Below are 17178 nucleotides of genomic sequence, written 5' to 3'. Positions count from 1 at the left end.
TCGCGCCTTATTTCTTCTTAGCTTCTTTACGAAGTACAACTTCGTCAGAATAACGAACACCTTTGCCTTTATACGGCTCTGGTGGACGGTAACCACGGATATCTGCAGCAACCTGACCTAAAGCTGCTTTGTCAGCAGATTTAAGTACGATTTCAGTTGCAGTTGGAGTTTCAGCAGTTACACCTGCAGGAAGTGCATAATCGATCGGGTGAGAGAAACCAAGGTTAAGATGAACAACATCACCTTTAACCGCAGCTTTATAACCAACACCGATAAGCTGTAACTTACGTTCGAAACCTTCGCTAACACCTTTTACAAGGTTGTTAAGCACAGCGCGAGCAGTACCAGCTTGCATCCAAGCGTCTTTCGACTCTTGTACTGGAGCAATAGCCAGAGTACCGTCTTCCTGTTTAAGCTCGACCAGCGCATGCAGGTTGAAAGACAATGTACCTTTAGTGCCTTTCACTTCGACCTGCCGGCCGTTCTGAGTAACTGTTACACCATTCGGTACAGTTACTGGGGCTTTAGCCACACGAGACATGAGGAATCACCTATTAAGAAACAAAAGCAATAACTTCACCACCAACGCCTGCAGCACGTGCAGCGCGATCAGTCATGATGCCTTTGCTTGTAGAAACAATTGCAATACCTAAACCTTGCTTAACGCTTGGAAGTGCATCTTTACCGCGATACTGACGTAGACCTGGACGGCTTACGCGTTTCACAGTGTCAATCACTGGCTTGCCTTCAAAATATTTTAACGTAATTGTTAAAGTTGGTTTGCCTTCAGCTTCCGCAACTTCTACGTTAGAAATGTAACCTTCTTGTTGAAGTAAGTTAGCAATTGCAACTTTCAACTTAGAATTAGGCATAGAAACAGTTTGTTTCTTCGCCATTTGTGCGTTACGAACACGTGTTAGCATGTCGGCAACGGTATCTTGCATACTCATTTATAGTGCTCCTTACCAGCTTGCCTTAACAACGCCAGGTACATCACCTTGCATTACTGTTTCACGTAATTTGTTACGGCTTAAACCGAACTTACGGAAGTAACCATGCGGACGACCAGTTAAACCACAACGGTTACGTAGACGTACTGGAGATGCATTACGTGGTAATGCTTGCAATTTCATCATCGCTTCGAAACGTTCTTCGTCTGATGCATTTACGTTTGCAATAACAGCTTTTAATTCAGCACGTTTTGCAGCGTATTTAGCAACAGTAGCTTCGCGTTTCAATTCGCGATTAATCATACCTTTCTTAGCCATATCGACCTCTTATTTGAACGGGAAGCCGAATGCACGCATAAGCGCACGGCCTTCGTCATCGGTGCGAGCAGTCGTAGTAATGGTAATGTCCATACCACGAATACGATCAATCTTGTCAAAATCGATTTCAGGGAACATGATCTGTTCCTTAAGACCCATTGAGTAGTTACCACGACCGTCGAATGATTTCGCAGAGAAACCACGGAAGTCACGGATACGAGGGATCGCAATCGAGATCAAACGGTCTAAGAATTCGTACATACGTTCGCCGCGTAAAGTAACTTTACAACCGATCGGCCAACCATCACGGATTTTAAAACCAGCGATTGATTTACGAGCTAACGTAAGTACTGGTTTTTGACCAGCGATAGCTTGCATATCTGAAAGAGCACCATCAAGGAGTTTTTTGTCAGCAGCAGCTGCGCCAACACCCATGTTGATCGTGATTTTAGTGATGCGAGGAATTTCCATCACATTTTTAACGCCTAAAGTCTCTAATAACTGAGCTTTAAGTTCGTCATTGTAACGTGTTTTAAGTCTGGCCATGGCCTATATCAACCTATTACTTCGCTACCGCCACTGATTCACCATTTGATTTGAATACGCGAGTTTTCACGCCATCAATCACTTGGTAACCAACACGGTCAGCCTTTTGGGTTGTAGCATTAAAAACTGCCACGTTTGAAATATGAAGCGAAGCTTCCTGAGTTACAACGCTACCTTCAGCGCCTGTAGCACGGTTCGGCTTTTGGTGCTTCTTCACCAAGTTAAGGCCTTCAACCTTAACACGGTCATTAGAAACAGACAGAACAGTACCCTGTTTGCCTTTTTCTTTACCTGCGATCACAATTACTTGATCGCCTTTTTTAATCTTAGCCATGATCGCCTCTTATAGAACTTCAGGAGCCAATGAAATAATTTTCATGAACTGTTCAGTACGAAGTTCACGAGTCACTGGTCCGAAAATACGAGTTGCAATCGGCGCTTTGTTGGTGTTCAAAATAACAGCAGCGTTATCGTCGAAACGAATCACTGAACCGTCTGCACGACGGATACCGAATTTTGTACGAACCACAACTGCATTCATCACGTCACCTTTTTTAACACGTGCGCGTGGAATTGCTTCTTTTACAGTAACTTTAATAATGTCGCCAACAGAAGCATAACGACGATGCGAGCCACCAAGTACTTTAATACATTGTACGCGGCGTGCACCACTGTTGTCTGCTACGTCGAGCATAGTTTCGGTCTGAATCATTGCCCTACTCCAAAACCGAGCAACACCGGTCGAAATTTCGAAAGGCTCAAAGAGTACTCGAAATTGACCGATGATGCAACAAGAACGTTAATTACTCAGCAGCTGCTTCAACAACTTCAACTAGAGTCCAAGACTTAGTTTTAGAAATTGGGCGGCTTTCTTTAATGGTTACAACATCACCAGCTTTCGCTGTGTTGTTCTCATCATGAGCATGTAATTTTGTTGAACGGCGGATTAATTTGCCATACAACGGGTGTTGAACTTGGCGTTCAATAAGAACAACGATAGATTTATCCATCTTGTCGCTTACAACTTTGCCAGTTAACGTGCGGACTGTTTTATCACTCATTGTCCGTTCCCCTGTTTTTCGGTAAGGAGGGTCTTAATACGAGCAATCGTCTGACGAGTAAGTGCAACTTCATGCGATTTACCCAATTGACCAGTTGCTTTCGCCATACGAAGACGGAATTGGTTAAGCTGTTGCTCATCAAGCAAAGCTGTCAACTCTTCTACCGACTTTTCACGTAGATCTTTAGTTTTCATTACATTACCGTCCGAGTCACGATAGCGGTTTTAAACGGAAGCTTAGCTGCTGCAAGCGTAAACGCTTCGCGAGCCAATTCTTCGTTAACACCATCAATTTCGTACAAGACTTTACCTGGTTTGATTTGGCAAACCCAATATTCCACAGAACCTTTACCTTTACCCATACGCACTTCAAGCGGCTTAGAAGTAATCGGTTTGTCCGGGAATACACGGATAAAGATCTTACCACCACGCTTAATACGACGGCTAATTGTACGACGCGCTGCTTCAATTTGACGCGCAGTCATTTGACCACGTTCAACTGATTTAAGTGCAATAGTACCGAAAGATACTGTGCTACCGCGGTGTGCTAGACCAGTGTTACGGCCTTTCTGCACTTTACGGAATTTAGTACGCTTAGGTTGCAACATGGATTATTCTCCTTTTTCAGCAGAACGATCATTGCGACGACCACGACGCTCTTGACCTTCACCACGACCACGACCGCGTTTAGCTGGACGTTCTTCTGCTGGAGCTGGGTTCATGACTTGTTTCATGCCGCCCAAGATCTCACCACGGAAGATCCAAACTTTAACACCAATCGTACCGTAAGTAGTCTCAGCACGCATAGTCGCATAGTCGATATCTGCACGAAGCGTATGTAGAGGTACACGACCTTCACGATACCACTCAGTACGAGCAATCTCAGCACCACCTAAACGGCCTGAAACTTCTACTTTGATACCTTTAGCACCAGCACGCATTGTGTTTTGTACCGCACGCTTCATAGCACGACGGAACATTACACGTTTTTCCAATTGAGAAGCGATTGCTTCAGCAACTAGACGCGCGTCTAAGTCTGGACGATCAATTTCATTGATACTTACTTGCGCAGGAACACCCATGATAGATGTTAATTCGCGTTGTAGTTTCTCAATATCTTCGCCTTTTTTACCGATTACGATACCAGGACGCGCAGTGCTAATAGTTACTTTAGCAGCGCCTGTAGGACGTTCGATAAGAATGTTGCTGATCATCGCGTTTTTAAGTTTTTTGATTAAAAACTCACGAACTTGAAGATCTTTAAGCAAGTATTCAGCGTATTGTTTCGGATTCGCATACCAGTTAGCGTTATGACGTTTCACAACACCTAGGCGGATACCGATTGGATGAACCTTCTGACCCATATCAAACCCCTACCTTAACGGTGATGTGACAAGTACGCTTAGTAATACGATCTGCACGGCCTTTAGCACGTGGCATAATACGTTTCAGGCTCATGCCTTCATCAACGTAGATCGTAGAAACTTTAAGGTCGTCTACATCTAAACTGTTATTGTGTTCAGCGTTTGCAATCGCAGATTCCAACGCTTTCTTAACTAGAACTGCAGCTTTTTTGTTGCTGAAGTTAAGGATGTTAAGCGCGTGCGCAACAGATTTGCCGCGGATAAGATCTGCAACCAAACGAGCTTTTTGTGCCGAGATAGCGGCACCGCGTAATTTAGCAGTTACTTCCATCATAGCACCCATTAACGTTTAGATTTCTTGTCAACACCGTGACCGCGATAGGTACGAGTTGGTGCAAATTCACCAAGCTTGTGACCAACCATGTGTTCAGAAACGATCACAGGAACGTGGTTACGGCCATTGTGTACAGAAATTGTTAAACCAACAAAATCCGGTAGGATCATCGAACGACGCGACCAAGTTTTGATCGGCTTACGGTTATTAGCCGCGATAGCCGCTTCAACCTTAGCGAACAAGTGCGCATCGACGAATGGGCCTTTTTTCAGAGAACGAGGCATTGTCAGATTCCTTTACTTGTTACTTAACGCGACGGTCGCGAATGATCATCTTAGTCGTACGCTTATTGGTACGTGTCTTGTACCCTTTAGCTTTTTGACCCCATGGGCTTACAGGTTGAATACCTTTGTTACGCCCTTCACCACCACCGTGCGGATGGTCAACCGGGTTCATTGCCATACCACGAACGGTAGGACGAACACCACGCCAGCGCGATGCACCAGCTTTACCAAGCGAACGAAGGTTGCTTTCCGAGTTAGATACTTCACCTAACACAGCGCGACATTCAACGTGAATTTTACGCATCTCGCCTGAACGTAGACGAACGATAGCGTAAGAACCGTCACGACCCAACAGCTGAACTGAAGTACCAGCTGAACGAGCAATCTGCGCGCCTTTACCGATTTTAAGTTCGATGTTGTGAAGAGTAGAACCGATTGGCATGTTGCGAAGCGGCAAGCAGTTACCTGGACGAATTGGAGCATCGTTACCAGACTGTACTTTATCGCCAGCGCGAAGGCCTTTAGGAGCAATGATATAACGACGTTCACCATCAGCATACAATACAAGTGCAATGTGTGCAGTACGGTTAGGATCGTATTCGATACGCTCTACAGTTGCAGGAATACCATCTTTGTTACGTTTAAAGTCAACTAGACGGTAGTGCTGCTTATGACCGCCACCAACGTGACGAGTCGTGATGTGACCGTTATTGTTACGGCCGCCAGTACGTTTTTTAGCTTCAACCAACGGAGAGTACGGTGCGCCTTTGTGAAGGTGATCATGAACCACTTTCTCTACAAAGCGACGTCCTGGAGACGTTGGCTTACATTTTTGAATAGGCATAATTCTCGTCCTTATTCCGCTGTGCTTTCAGCGGTATCGCCCAAGTCAGCCATTTCAACATCTTGGCCAGCTTTCAGGGTGACGTATGCTTTTTTAACATCAGAACGACGTCCTAATGTTTTACCAAAGCGTTTAGACTTACCTTTAGTGATAGTCGTGTTAACTTTAACAACTTCTACACCAAAGAGTTGTTCCACTGCTTTTTTGATTTCAAGCTTGTTTGCGTTGATAGCAACTTTAAACACTTGAACACCAGCAGTTTCACCTAAAACTTGTGCTTTTTCTGAGAATACAGGTCCTTGCAGGACTTGATAGATACGTTCGTTGTTCATCCGAGTTCTACCTCAATTTTCTTAGCAGCAGCTACAGACATAACAACTTTGTCGAACGCAATCAAGCTAACCGGATCGATTGCAGCAGCATCAACCACATCTACGTGTGGAATATTGCGTGCAGCAAGATACAAGTTCTCATCAACAGCATCGGTAACGATCAATGCACGAGTTGCATTCAAGTCGTTAAGCTTTGCAAGCAATTCTTTAGTTTTTGGAGCTGCAACAGCAAACTCATCAACTAAAATTAGGCGATCTTGACGAACAAGTTCAGCCATGATGCATTGCATAGCACCGCGGTACATTTTACGGTTTACTTTTTGAGACCAGTCTTGTGGACGAGCAGCAAAAGTTTTACCACCGCCAACCCAGATTGGGCTACGAATAGAACCAGCACGAGCACGGCCAGTACCTTTTTGACGGAATGGCTTGCGGCCACCGCCAGAAACGTCTGCACGTGATTTCTGAGCTTTTGAACCTTGACGGCCACCAGCTAAATAAGCTGTAACCACTTGGTGAACAAGAGCTTCATTAAATTCACGACCGAACGCAACTTCTGATAATTCAACAGCAGAGCCGGAAACAGTATTTAAATTCACGTTATTTCCCCTCAGGCCTTGATCGTAGGACGAACGATTACGTCGCCACCAGTAGCACCAGGAACCGCGCCTTTAACAACAAGAACTGAACGTTCTGTGTCGATAGCAACGATCTCAAGACCCTGTGTAGTTACGCGTTCAGCACCTAAATGGCCAGCCATTTTTTTGCCTTTGAATACGCGACCAGGAGTCTGGTTTTGACCAGTAGAACCTAAAACACGGTGAGAAAGCGAGTTACCGTGAGTTGCATCTTGCGTACGGAAATTCCAACGCTTAACACCACCTTGGAAACCTTTACCTTTAGATTGACCAGTTACGTCAACAACTTGACCAACCTGGAACAATTCAACGGTAAGCGTACCACCAACTTCACGACCTTCAAGATCAGCTTCTGTAGCGCGGAATTCTTGAACTAGACGACCAGCTGCAACACCTGCTTTCGCAAAGTGGCCTTTCTGAGCGTTAGTTACGCGAGATTCGCGACGTTCACCAGTAGTGATTTGAATCGCTTGATAACCATCAGTTTCAAGCGTTTTGATTTGAGTGATGCGGTTAGGATCAACCTCAATCACTGTAACAGGCACAGAAACACCAGCATCTGTAAAGATACGTGTCATACCGCACTTGCGACCGACTAAACCAATAGCCATGTGCATAAACCTCTAAAAAAGCGGCCTAATTAACTTAGAGTGTTAATTAACCCGAAAGCCTTAACCCAATGCGATCTGAACATCAACACCAGCTGCAAGATCTAACTTCATCAATGCATCTACAGTTTTGTCTGTAGGTTGAACGATGTCGATCAAACGCTTGTAAGTACGGATTTCGTACTGGTCACGCGCGTCTTTGTTTACGTGTGGTGATGTTAAAACGTTAAAACGTTCAATGCGTGTTGGCATTGGAATTGGACCACACACTTGTGCGCCAGTACGTTTTGCGGTTTCTACGATTTCTTGAGCAGATTGATCAATCAGGCGATGATCAAAAGACTTAAGACGGATACGAATTCTCTGGTTAGACATACCAGTAAACTCCAAGCCAAATATATAAAGAATCACTCCTGACGCATCTCACCCCACTTTAATACGGGTAAGTGTCAAGAGCAGTGAAATATCACTAAGGTCGTGATCGATGCCACGACTGTAACGATAGTTAACTACTTTATTCGCAGTTAACCCCCTTCCTATCGAAGGGTCGCTTATTATAGCCATTGTTTAATGCATAAGCAAATCCCTTTTATGGTTTTATCCAAGTTTTCAATTTACCCCCTAAAACAAGAGTTTATTTTCTGAATGCGGGGCAGTTTTCGCCAAGACATATTCTATAGCTCGATTTAATATCTGATTTCCTTCAACAAACTTATTTTTATGGGTCTTTTTTAATTCAGAGAGATCCTGAACATATTTTCCTGAAAATTGTGCAAGCTGCTCCTCATCTTCCAAAAATAAAGACAGGGTTTCTGGAGTACTCTCTGGATGAAACTGAAAACCGAGTACATTTTTGCCCAACTGGTACATCTGATTACGACAGGCTTGGTTTTCTGCCAGATGCACTGCCCCTTTGGGTATTTCAAAGCTTTCACTATGCCATTGCAGAATATTGAACTGTTCGGGCAAGCTAAAACATTCTTGCGGTAGATTGGCTACCTTGTGTACCGTGGCCCAGCCCAATTCCTGCTCAGGATTACGACTGACGCCCGCCCCCAATGCATTGGCAATCAATTGTCCACCCAGGCATAAACCGATTGCCGGTTTGCCATGTGACAGATAACGACGCAACCAGCGTTTCTCTATCTTTAACCAAGGGAAATTCGCCTCATCATTGACACTCATGGTTCCGCCCATGATGATCAGTAAATCGACGTCCTCAACCCTTGGCAAAGCCTCAATCTCTAAAGGACGATCCAACGGTAAAGCAAAAAACTCAGTCGCACTAATGTACGCCTGATACTGCTTTAAAAACTTATGACAACTACCATAACCTTCGCCAGCAATATGCTGAAAATAATGCACTTTTAAATGCGACTTCATGCTCCTCAACCTATTTTTTAGCTAGATAGTTTTAGGTTTTGCAAAAATGAAGCCAACTTTTTTCAAGGACCAATTTTTTTAACAATTCACAACCGAACTGGCAGTGAGTCACAGATTCTCTTAAGCTAAGGTAATATTTGATTACATTTAAGGGCATTCACGTGAAAAAAAACGCTCAAACCACCCTGATTCATGCACCACGAAAAGCCCCTCAATCCATTTCTACGGTTCAACCTCCCCTGTTTCGTGCATCGACCATTATTTTTGAGAATACTGATGCGCTATTTAATCGCCACTGGACCGATGCTTATGACTATAGCTACGGCACCCACGGCACACCCACGACATTCACCTTAGGCGATAACATCGCGCAAATTGAAGGGGGTGAATACTGCCTACTTGCGCCGAGCGGTTTATCCGCCATTAACCTGGTGAATTCTTGTTTCTTGAGCCAAGGTGATGAAGTCTGGGTTGCCGATAACATCTATGGCCCAAACATGGAACATCTGCGCAATCTGGAAACGCGTTATGGCATTGCGGTCAAAGTGTATAACCCGCTTGAGGTCGAAACCTTTACACCAAGTAAAAAAGCAAAACTGCTTTGGCTGGAAGCGGCCGGTTCAGTCACACTGGAATTTCCAGATCTGGTCGGTTTAATCAAAAAAGCCCAGGCACATCATATTTTGACGGCGCTGGATAATACCTGGGGCGCAGGTCTGGCTTTTAATGCTTTTGATTTTGGCGAAGAGCATTTAAGTGTCGATATCACGGTTCATGCACTGACCAAATATCCAAGCGGTGGTGGCGACATCTTGATGGGCTCAGTTGTTACACGAGATAAAACCCTGCATCACAAACTGTTCCGTACCCATGCCATTCAGGGCATTAGTGTTTCTGGTGATGATGTGGCGCAGGTACAACGCAGTCTGGCTTCGATGCAACTGCGTTATCAGCATCAGTCCGAAAGCGCACTGACTTTAATGAAGTGGCTCAAACAGCAAACTGAGCTTGTTCAAGTTTTACATCCAGCCGATCCAGATTGCGCTGGACATCAATACTGGAAAGATATTTGCTCCGAGAGTCATAGTGCAGGACTTGTGAGTGTTATTTTTGATGCCAAGTTTAGTTTCGAAGATATTCGTCATTTCTGCGATGCTTTAACCTTATTTAAACTTGGATTTAGCTGGGGTGGCCCTGTCAGCCTGGTCATGCTCTATAACTTAAAAGACATGCGTGTACTGAAACATTCACATTTAAAAGATGGCTTTCTGGTTCGTTTCTGTATCGGCCTGGAACATCCGCAAGATTTGATTCAAGATATCCAGTACGCCCTAGAACACATGAAAAAGCCTAAAAATAAATGATAAACAATAGGAAAAGTTATGTGAGCACCACTTGGTATTGCTAAAAAACCACAAATACCATGCAAGACATTGTCTTACGTTCACAGCTTGCCAGTCGGCATGGTCTGCTTGTCGGTTTAACTGAAACTAAAAAAATAGTCACTCTTATTTATGAACAGAGTGTCGATCGGAATAGTGCTTTTGAAATGCTGCAAAAACCCAAGTGGCTGAACCTCAAAAAAAATGCCAAACAAGCAGAATTTGCAAAACAGCAAGCCAAGGAACAGTGACCTCTAACCGGTGAGCAACCAAAGGAATTAGAACACGCGACTTAGGCAACCTGAAGAGTTCATAAAAGATACTGATCGATTTATCAAACTGCACACGCAGGCTCGGAGATGATACCGGGGAGAATTGTCCGCGAGTTTCATGACTGCTTTTTCAGTGAAAATAGCACGATTTATTCCTATCAAGATTTTTAAAATTATGGGATATTCAGATATCCCATAATTTTTTTATGGTTTTATTAAAAAATGTATTTACAAGGCATGCTATAAGATGTATTTTAAATACATCTTATAAATAAACAGCCATGAGAGATCAAACATGACTCCGCAGCAAATTGACCTTGTAAAAGCAACAGTGCCTGTACTCCGCGAAAATGGTGTGGCACTCACGGGCTATTTTTATAACCGCATGTTAGGCAACAACCCTGCCCTTAAAGAAACGTTTAATATGGGTCACCAACGCAGTGGTGCACAGGCGCAAGCTCTTGCCGGCGCTGTATTGGCCTATGCCGAAAATATTGAAGACCCATCTGTACTTTTACCTGTGGTTGAGCTGATCGCGCATAAACACGTGAGCTTAAACATTCAAGCGCCAGACTATAATATTGTGGGTGAAAACCTGCTGCATTCTATTAGTGAAGTATTAAGCATCCCGATGGAAGATCCATTAATTGATGCTTGGGCTACAGCTTATGGTCAATTGGCTGACTTGTTCATCAGCACTGAAAAAACGATCTATGAGCAGCATCAGCAAACCAAAGGTAGCTGGTTAGGCTGGCGCAATTTCAAAATTGCCCAAAAAGTAGTGGAAAGTGACGAGATTACTTCAATCTATCTACAACCGGTCGATGGTGGCGATTTACCGAAATATGAAGCCGGTCAATATATTTCAGTTCGTGTATTCGTAGAAGAACTTGGCTTAAAACAGCCGCGTCAATATACGCTTTCAACCAGCCCTCAAGCAGACTATTTGCGTATTTCAGTTAAACGTGAACCGGGCAATGGCGCAGATCAAGTTGCAGGTTGGGTGTCTAACACTCTACATGGTTTGCCGGAAGGTTCAGAAATTGAAGTATCTGCACCAACAGGTAACTTCTACCTGATCGATCCAGCTAAACGTAATGTGTTTATCAGTGGTGGTGTTGGCCTGACGCCAATGATCGCGATGCTGAACCAGCTGGTGACTCTGGATATGCCACAACCTGTGACCTTTATCCATGCTTGCCGTAGCAAACAGGTTCATGCGATGCACCAGCATATTCATGACCTGAAAGCAAAATATCCGCGCTTAAGCACCCTTACTGCTTATGAATTTCCACATCAAGCTGACAAACTGGGTGAGGATTATGATGTAGCAGGTCGTCTGGATCTGAGTACAGTTGATGCAGCGCTGTTACCAGTCAATGCCGATTATTACCTTTGCGGCCCAATGCCATTTATGGCAGAACAGCAAAAAGCACTCGTTGCCCGCGGTATTCCTGCTGAAAATATTCATAGTGAAGCATTTGGTACAGGTGGGGTTCACCACTAAGCCCTCGCTTCAAGCTGAATAGGTGGGGCTAGTCTGGTTATGCTAGACTAGCCCTTATCTATTTAATTCTTAAAGATATTAGTGCGATCATGCAATTAAACAAATTTACCGACTATGCTTTGCGTATTTTAATGTACATCTCCCAGCCGCGAGATACGCCGTATACGATTGCGGAAATTGCGCGAGATTTGTATGTGTCACAAAATCATTTAATGAAGATTGTGCATTTCATGTCGAAACAAGACTGGATTATTGCCACACGCGGTAAAGGCGGCGGCATCCGCTTAAATCCTACCACACTAAATCTAAAACTCGGTGAGATCGTGCGTAGCTTGCAGGGTGAAAATCATGTGATTGTCGAATGTAATACCCCACCCTGCGTACTGCGTAGCAATTGCGGCTTAAAAGGTATTCTCGACCATGCGCTGGAACAGTTTTACCAAAGCCTGAACCAATATACGCTGGCCGATGTGCTCACCCCATCTAACCAATCTCATTTTAGTACTGTTTCTCCAATCGGTTTAATTAACCTGATGGATTAAGTTGCAATAGCATTGCAAAGCAAAGTTCGCTTGCCTGTGCGACTTCCTTTATAATGTTTCTTTGTAGATCATTTATTGAAGTTGAGTTATGCACCACAGCAGAGGAAAATCCAAAAACAGTAAGACAGCCCATGCACCCAAGCAAAAGATCAGCTACGAGAAAAAAGTTGATTCTGCTATTACTGAATATTCTGTGCGCTCACTCAACTGGCTACGCAAAGCCGAATTTTTAATGAGTGCACCAAAACTCAGTCTTTGTGTAGAAGATACAGGCTATGAAATTGCTTTTGCCGGTCGCTCCAATGCCGGTAAATCCAGTGCGATTAATGCCCTGACCAACCAGAAACAGTTGGCACGTGCATCAAAAAGACCCGGCCGCACCCAGATGATTAACTTTTTTAGCTTGGGTAATCCAGATCAGCGTCTGGTCGATTTACCAGGCTATGGCTATGCTGCCGTACCAGAGGCGATGAAAATTGTTTGGCAAAAAGAACTGGAAAATTATCTGATTCATCGCAAAAGCTTACAGGGCTTGGTGCTGTTAATGGATATTCGTCATCCGCTACAACACTTTGATGTGATGATGCTGGAATGGGCTTATTCACGTCATTTGTTTGTGCATGTTCTTTTGACCAAATCAGATAAACTGAATCGCGGCCCTGCCTCTAAAGCGCTTCAGGAAGTCAAAGCTGCATTGAAAAAAATGAAACTGGACTTCTCGATTCAATTGTTCTCCTCCATGAACAAAGAGGGACTTGAAGAACTGGCCAGCGTCATGGGCGGCCGTCTGAATTTCACTTTAGATCAATCAACTCAATTTGATTTGGACAGTATTCCGGAAGTATCGGCTCATGATCTAAATCAATTCGATGAACCAGTTGAACTCGACTCTGGGTCTGATGCAACTGCTATTGGTGAGGTTTCACCGCATGACTTAAATGAAGCTGAAGAACCGCTTGAATTACTTGAGCAGGATCAGTCAGAACTTAAAGCAGCAGATGAGCTAAACCAGAATAAACGCTCAGCTGAATAATCAAATGACAAAATATTTGATTGATTGATTTAAATTAAAAACCTCCGTTATGCCGCATAACGGAGGTTTTTTTCTAAGGTGATTTTCACCATATCAAGCTGGTCAAGTGATAGCAGCGCCGGATTGATCAGATTTACCTGTTTTTACATGAAGACTGCATTGTTTACTTAGTGATTAAATCCTGATTCATATTAGAATAAATCTTGATCAGCCTTAGATCAGGAACCCATTATGAAACCATCTATCTCTGTGATTACGCTGGCTGTTCAGGACATAGAACAGTCATTGCAATTTTATTGTGAGGGTTTAGGCTTTAAAAGCGACGAAATTATGGGGCAGGAATTTGAATATGGTGCGGTGGCGTTTATTCAACTGCAATCCGGTCTTAAGCTTGCCTTATGGCCGCAGCGCAGCCTTCAGCAAGATACCGGTCTTGAATTGAGTCCGATCTGCCCAACCCAAATGGCGCTGGGACATAATGTCTATAGTCCATTAGAGGTTGACCAGATCATGGCACTGGCTGAACGTGCGGGCGCTAAAATTATCAAAGCTGCACACACCACCTTTTATGGCGGATATGCTGGTTATTTTCAGGATCCCAATGGTCATCTCTGGGAAATTGTCTGGAATCCGGACTTAGATAAAGATTAAACCGGCGCTTCAGGTTCACGGGTATGCCGGTCTACCACCACACTGATCATCATATCGCCCTGCACATTCACCACGGTACGTACCGTATCCAGTAAACGGTCGATCGGCAATAAAATCGCAATCGCCTCGGCAGGCAATCCCACAGATTGCAACACCATAATCATGGTGACCATGCCAGCGCTTGGAATCCCAGGTGCGCCTAAGGATGCAATCATTGCCGTGGCACAGACCACCATCTGTTGCCCTAAACTCAGATCCAGCCCCATTAAATTGGCAATAAACAAGGCGGCGGCTGCTTCATAGAGTGCTGTGCCATCCATATTCAGCTGTGTTCCCAGTGGAATCACAAAACCTGCCGTATGCGGACGTACGCCCAGATTTTCCTGCGCACATTTCATTGACAGTGGCATGGTGGCCGAACTGGAACTGGTGGCAAATGCAGTAATTAAAGCAGCGCGTGTGCCTTTAAAGAACGTGATCGGATCCATCTTGCCAAAAATCCACAGCAATAAAGGCAATACCACGATGCCATGGAAAATGGTGGTTCCGGTGACCACGGCCGCAAATTCAGCCAGACGACTGAGTACCGAAATATCCTCAGTCGCGATCAGCTTGGCCAATAAAGCAAAAATACCGAAAGGTGCCAGTTTCATCACCCAGCCAATCATCAACATCATGATTTCAAAAAACTGGTGACTCAACTTGCGCACGGTACGGAATTTATCTCCGCCTGCGACCAGTGCCACACCGACAAACAAGGCAAAGACCACCACTGCCAGGACATTGCCATCTGAAAATGCCTTAAATGGATTGATCAGGGTATTTTGGATAAAATTGGTAAAGAAAGAAGATGGCGTTAAGGTGTCCGGAGTCTGATGCTGCGCCATGGCATCCTGGAACATCAGTACATCGACACCCTTGCCGACATCAAACAGATGTGCACAGGCCAGACCTAAAATGAGTGCCAAAGTCGTTGTGGTCACACAGCACATCAGGGTGATTTTCCAGGTGCGATTCAGTTGTCCGCCTGCCTGTAGATTAGATACCCCGACCACAATCGACGTAAAAATTAGCGGAACCAACAGCATTTTTAATAAGCCGATAAAAACACTGCTGACGATGCCGATGCCGTATAAACTGACATCAAAAAATGAGGTCTGCGGAAATATTGTGAGTAAAAATCCAAACAGCACCCCCAATACGGCGGCAATTAAAATTTGCGTATTTAAGCTCATCTTTTCATGCATTTTAATATAGATCTTAAGCGGCACTATGCCATGCCGATTCTACAGAATCGAGTAATATTTTATAAACGCGTGCCTAGGGTGTGTCCTCATTTGGCTTTGCACCAAATAAATATACAGGCTATACGAATCATAGATTTATAATTGCGTGCCAGTTTATCAAATCGAGTTGCAATAGCACGGAAATGTTTTAATCTCGCAAAAGCATTTTCAACTAAATGTCTTAATTTATATAGATATTTATCAAATTCCTTATTCGATCTCTTACTGTTTGATCTCAATGGAATAATGGGAATCATATTCTTGTTCTTGGCATAAATTCTAATGTGCTCAGCATCATACCCCTTATCAGCAATGAGATAAGTTGCCTCGTCTACCGTATCAATCAGTTGTTTTGCAACTTGACTGTCGTGGACGTCACCCCCAGTGATTTTAAAATCAATCGGTAATCCATTCGCGTCGGTTGCAAGATGTATTTTTGTTGTTCGTCCACCACGTGATTGTCCAATTGCTCTTTCGAAACCATGCCGAGCTCCACTTGCATGTTGATGCACGCGTATGTAACTTCCGTCAATGAATACCCATTCTTGATCCAAGACGCCTCGTAATCTAAAAAAAATTTATCCCACAATCCCTTGCTTGCCCAACGATTAAAGCGATTGTAAGCAGTTTGCCAAGGACAAAATTCTTGGGGAATATCACGCCATGTGGCGCCTGTACGCAGTTTCCATAAGATCGCTTCCATGATATTTCTACTATTCTTTGAACAGTAACAACCGTGTAATCGCATAGTATCTTGAATTTGCTGCCAGATATCATCGGTGAGAAGAGTACGTGCCATTGAAAAAATATAGAAATCAAAAGAGCTTAAAGGAGGATTTTAAGTATTTAAAACCAATTTTTCAAATGAGGACACGCCCTAGAACAAGATCTCAAATAATGATTGTTCTGCGGATTAAAAACAAAAAAACCGAATCTGGGATTCGGCTTTTTGAGCAAAAATATAAAAATTATTGGGTTTCGATTTCACGTAAGCGGATCAGCCCTTCCTGCGTGGTACTACAGACCAGTTCGCCATTCTGCCACATCCGTCCAAAATTCAGACCACGCGAACTGGCACTCTGGGTGGCATCCATGTCATATAGCATCCATTCATCGGCACGAAATGGCTTATGGAAGTACATGGCATGGTCAATACTGGCACATTGCAGGCTTGGCGAAATATAGCTCAGACCATGTGGACGCAGTGCCGTGGTCATCAAGGTAAAGTCTGAATAGAAAGCGGCAATGGCCTGATGCAAAGAAATCTGATCCACTTCTGCAGCAATTCGGTCATGCGTGCGGATATAGTGCGCATAAGACGGCGCTTCCGGTTGCGGCTGAAACGGATTTTGCGGATTGATCGGGCGAATCTCGACATGACGATCACGGGTGAAGGACGCACGGACATTTTCCGGAATAAACTCAATCATTTGTTTGATCAGTTCTGCTTCATTTTTCAGGCTTTCTGCTGGCGGATATTCCGGCTCTGAAATCTGGTAATTGAGACCTTCTTCCTGATGCGCAAAAGACACCATACACATAAAAATAGTGCGACCATGCTGAATTGCACGTACTTGACGGCTGACAAAGCTCTTGCCGTCACGGATACGATCCACTTCATAAATAATCGGTGCATTGACATCTCCACCAAACAGAAAATAGGCATGTAACGAGTGTGCCGGACGGTCTGTGGTATAAGACGCAGCGCGGAGTGCCTGCCCTAAAACCTGCCCACCAAACACGCGCTTGCCCACCAGATTACGGCTGATTCCCCGAAAAATGTTTTCTTCTAACTTTTCCAAGCTGAGCAGCTCGACCAGTTCCTGTGTTAAGGCATTCATAAG

Annotated in this window: 25 protein-coding genes and 2 pseudogenes; 6 read left to right on the top strand and 21 right to left on the bottom strand. The window is 44.2% G+C overall.

The features are described from left to right. Window positions 1-7: 7 nt before the first annotated feature. From rplF to LOZ91_RS04790, 18 genes and pseudogenes are all read right to left on the bottom strand, one after another. Complete coding sequence (rplF, locus tag LOZ91_RS04875; RefSeq protein ID WP_005094142.1) at window positions 8-541, bottom strand: 50S ribosomal protein L6; 534 nt, start codon at window positions 539-541, stop codon at window positions 8-10. A gap of 13 nt (window positions 542-554) precedes the next feature. Continuing rightward, window positions 555-950, bottom strand: coding sequence for a 30S ribosomal protein S8 (gene rpsH, locus LOZ91_RS04870; RefSeq protein WP_005094144.1), 396 nt, complete (start codon window positions 948-950; stop codon window positions 555-557). 12 nt (window positions 951-962) lie between these two features. After that, on the bottom strand, window positions 963-1268 hold the full coding sequence (gene rpsN / locus LOZ91_RS04865; RefSeq protein ID WP_004732275.1) for a 30S ribosomal protein S14: 306 nt from the start codon (window positions 1266-1268) through the stop codon (window positions 963-965). 9 nt (window positions 1269-1277) lie between these two features. After that, entirely contained in the window at window positions 1278-1814 is a 537-nt protein-coding gene (gene rplE, locus LOZ91_RS04860; RefSeq protein WP_005094146.1) for a 50S ribosomal protein L5, read from the bottom strand. Between the two features lie 16 nt (window positions 1815-1830). Continuing rightward, window positions 1831-2148 carry a 50S ribosomal protein L24 gene (gene rplX, locus LOZ91_RS04855; RefSeq protein WP_004281502.1) on the bottom strand — a complete coding sequence of 106 codons (318 nt, stop codon included), beginning with the start codon at window positions 2146-2148 and terminating at the stop codon, window positions 1831-1833. 9 nt (window positions 2149-2157) lie between these two features. Further along, window positions 2158-2526 (bottom strand): 50S ribosomal protein L14, encoded by a 369-nt coding sequence (rplN, locus tag LOZ91_RS04850; protein ID WP_005094147.1) that lies wholly within the window; start codon window positions 2524-2526, stop codon window positions 2158-2160. Window positions 2527-2617: 91 nt separating this feature from the next. Beyond that, window positions 2618-2875 (bottom strand): 30S ribosomal protein S17, encoded by a 258-nt coding sequence (gene rpsQ, locus LOZ91_RS04845; protein ID WP_004281504.1) that lies wholly within the window; start codon window positions 2873-2875, stop codon window positions 2618-2620. Beyond that, window positions 2872-3069, bottom strand: coding sequence for a 50S ribosomal protein L29 (gene rpmC / locus LOZ91_RS04840; RefSeq protein WP_004281505.1), 198 nt, complete (start codon window positions 3067-3069; stop codon window positions 2872-2874). Before rpmC ends, rpsQ begins: the two co-directional genes overlap by 4 nt. Then, the gene (rplP, locus tag LOZ91_RS04835) at window positions 3069-3482 is read right to left on the bottom strand and encodes a 50S ribosomal protein L16 (protein WP_004281506.1); all 414 of its coding nucleotides are present in this window, start codon (window positions 3480-3482) and stop codon (window positions 3069-3071) included. The genes rpmC and rplP overlap by 1 nt, the downstream gene beginning before the upstream one ends. Further along, window positions 3422-4238: pseudogene (gene rpsC, locus LOZ91_RS04830) on the bottom strand (30S ribosomal protein S3). Before rpsC ends, rplP begins: the two are co-directional and overlap by 61 nt. A gap of 1 nt (window position 4239) precedes the next feature. Further along, window positions 4240-4569 (bottom strand): 50S ribosomal protein L22, encoded by a 330-nt coding sequence (gene rplV, locus LOZ91_RS04825; protein WP_001982638.1) that lies wholly within the window; start codon window positions 4567-4569, stop codon window positions 4240-4242. Between the two features lie 11 nt (window positions 4570-4580). Continuing rightward, window positions 4581-4856: a 30S ribosomal protein S19 gene (rpsS, locus tag LOZ91_RS04820; RefSeq protein WP_004281508.1), complete on the bottom strand. Its 276-nt coding sequence runs from the start codon at window positions 4854-4856 to the stop codon at window positions 4581-4583. Between the two features lie 19 nt (window positions 4857-4875). Continuing rightward, complete coding sequence (gene rplB, locus LOZ91_RS04815; RefSeq protein WP_005094148.1) at window positions 4876-5700, bottom strand: 50S ribosomal protein L2; 825 nt, start codon at window positions 5698-5700, stop codon at window positions 4876-4878. 11 nt (window positions 5701-5711) lie between these two features. Then, window positions 5712-6032 carry a 50S ribosomal protein L23 gene (rplW, locus tag LOZ91_RS04810; protein WP_005094149.1) on the bottom strand — a complete coding sequence of 107 codons (321 nt, stop codon included), beginning with the start codon at window positions 6030-6032 and terminating at the stop codon, window positions 5712-5714. Then, a complete protein-coding gene (gene rplD / locus LOZ91_RS04805) occupies window positions 6029-6631 on the bottom strand; it encodes a 50S ribosomal protein L4 (RefSeq protein WP_005094150.1) in 603 nt (200 codons plus the stop codon). Before rplD ends, rplW begins: the two co-directional genes overlap by 4 nt. Before the next feature lie 11 nt (window positions 6632-6642). Further along, window positions 6643-7281, bottom strand: coding sequence for a 50S ribosomal protein L3 (rplC, locus tag LOZ91_RS04800; RefSeq protein WP_005094152.1), 639 nt, complete (start codon window positions 7279-7281; stop codon window positions 6643-6645). 60 nt (window positions 7282-7341) lie between these two features. Then, on the bottom strand, window positions 7342-7653 hold the full coding sequence (gene rpsJ / locus LOZ91_RS04795) for a 30S ribosomal protein S10 (RefSeq protein ID WP_000070912.1): 312 nt from the start codon (window positions 7651-7653) through the stop codon (window positions 7342-7344). A 246-nt stretch (window positions 7654-7899) separates the two neighbouring features. Beyond that, on the bottom strand, window positions 7900-8661 hold the full coding sequence (locus LOZ91_RS04790) for a type 1 glutamine amidotransferase (RefSeq protein WP_244782740.1): 762 nt from the start codon (window positions 8659-8661) through the stop codon (window positions 7900-7902). A 161-nt stretch (window positions 8662-8822) separates the two neighbouring features. On the opposite strand from LOZ91_RS04790, the gene LOZ91_RS04785 reads away from it, so the two are divergent. The 6 genes from LOZ91_RS04785 (at window position 8823) to LOZ91_RS04760 (ending at window position 14048) form a co-directional block, all read left to right on the top strand. Next, window positions 8823-10025, top strand: coding sequence for a PLP-dependent transferase (locus LOZ91_RS04785; RefSeq protein WP_244782739.1), 1203 nt, complete (start codon window positions 8823-8825; stop codon window positions 10023-10025). A gap of 59 nt (window positions 10026-10084) precedes the next feature. Beyond that, a complete protein-coding gene (locus LOZ91_RS04780) occupies window positions 10085-10294 on the top strand; it encodes a DUF853 domain-containing protein (RefSeq protein ID WP_244782738.1) in 210 nt (69 codons plus the stop codon). Between the two features lie 316 nt (window positions 10295-10610). Further along, complete coding sequence (gene hmpA / locus LOZ91_RS04775; RefSeq protein ID WP_100355133.1) at window positions 10611-11822, top strand: NO-inducible flavohemoprotein; 1212 nt, start codon at window positions 10611-10613, stop codon at window positions 11820-11822. 89 nt (window positions 11823-11911) lie between these two features. Then, entirely contained in the window at window positions 11912-12364 is a 453-nt protein-coding gene (locus tag LOZ91_RS04770; protein WP_005168731.1) for an Rrf2 family transcriptional regulator, read from the top strand. Between the two features lie 88 nt (window positions 12365-12452). Beyond that, complete coding sequence (gene yihA, locus LOZ91_RS04765; RefSeq protein ID WP_005168732.1) at window positions 12453-13397, top strand: ribosome biogenesis GTP-binding protein YihA/YsxC; 945 nt, start codon at window positions 12453-12455, stop codon at window positions 13395-13397. Between the two features lie 231 nt (window positions 13398-13628). After that, entirely contained in the window at window positions 13629-14048 is a 420-nt protein-coding gene (locus LOZ91_RS04760) for a VOC family protein (RefSeq protein ID WP_100357822.1), read from the top strand. Here LOZ91_RS04760 and LOZ91_RS04755 read toward each other — a convergent pair. From LOZ91_RS04755 to LOZ91_RS04745, 3 genes and pseudogenes are all read right to left on the bottom strand, one after another. After that, window positions 14045-15283 carry a dicarboxylate/amino acid:cation symporter gene (locus LOZ91_RS04755; RefSeq protein WP_244782737.1) on the bottom strand — a complete coding sequence of 413 codons (1239 nt, stop codon included), beginning with the start codon at window positions 15281-15283 and terminating at the stop codon, window positions 14045-14047. The genes LOZ91_RS04760 and LOZ91_RS04755 overlap by 4 nt on opposite strands. Window positions 15284-15381: 98 nt before the next feature. Beyond that, a pseudogene (locus LOZ91_RS04750) lies at window positions 15382-16133 on the bottom strand (IS5 family transposase). Between the two features lie 169 nt (window positions 16134-16302). Continuing rightward, window positions 16303-17175 (bottom strand): acyl-CoA thioesterase II, encoded by an 873-nt coding sequence (locus tag LOZ91_RS04745; protein WP_005094170.1) that lies wholly within the window; start codon window positions 17173-17175, stop codon window positions 16303-16305. Window positions 17176-17178 lie beyond the last annotated feature (3 nt).

Origin of the sequence: Acinetobacter sp. F-1 (assembly GCF_022869025.1) — a bacterium.
Taxonomy (GTDB): domain Bacteria; phylum Pseudomonadota; class Gammaproteobacteria; order Pseudomonadales; family Moraxellaceae; genus Acinetobacter; species Acinetobacter pseudolwoffii.
This window is presented reverse-complemented; position numbering and strand designations above follow the sequence as displayed.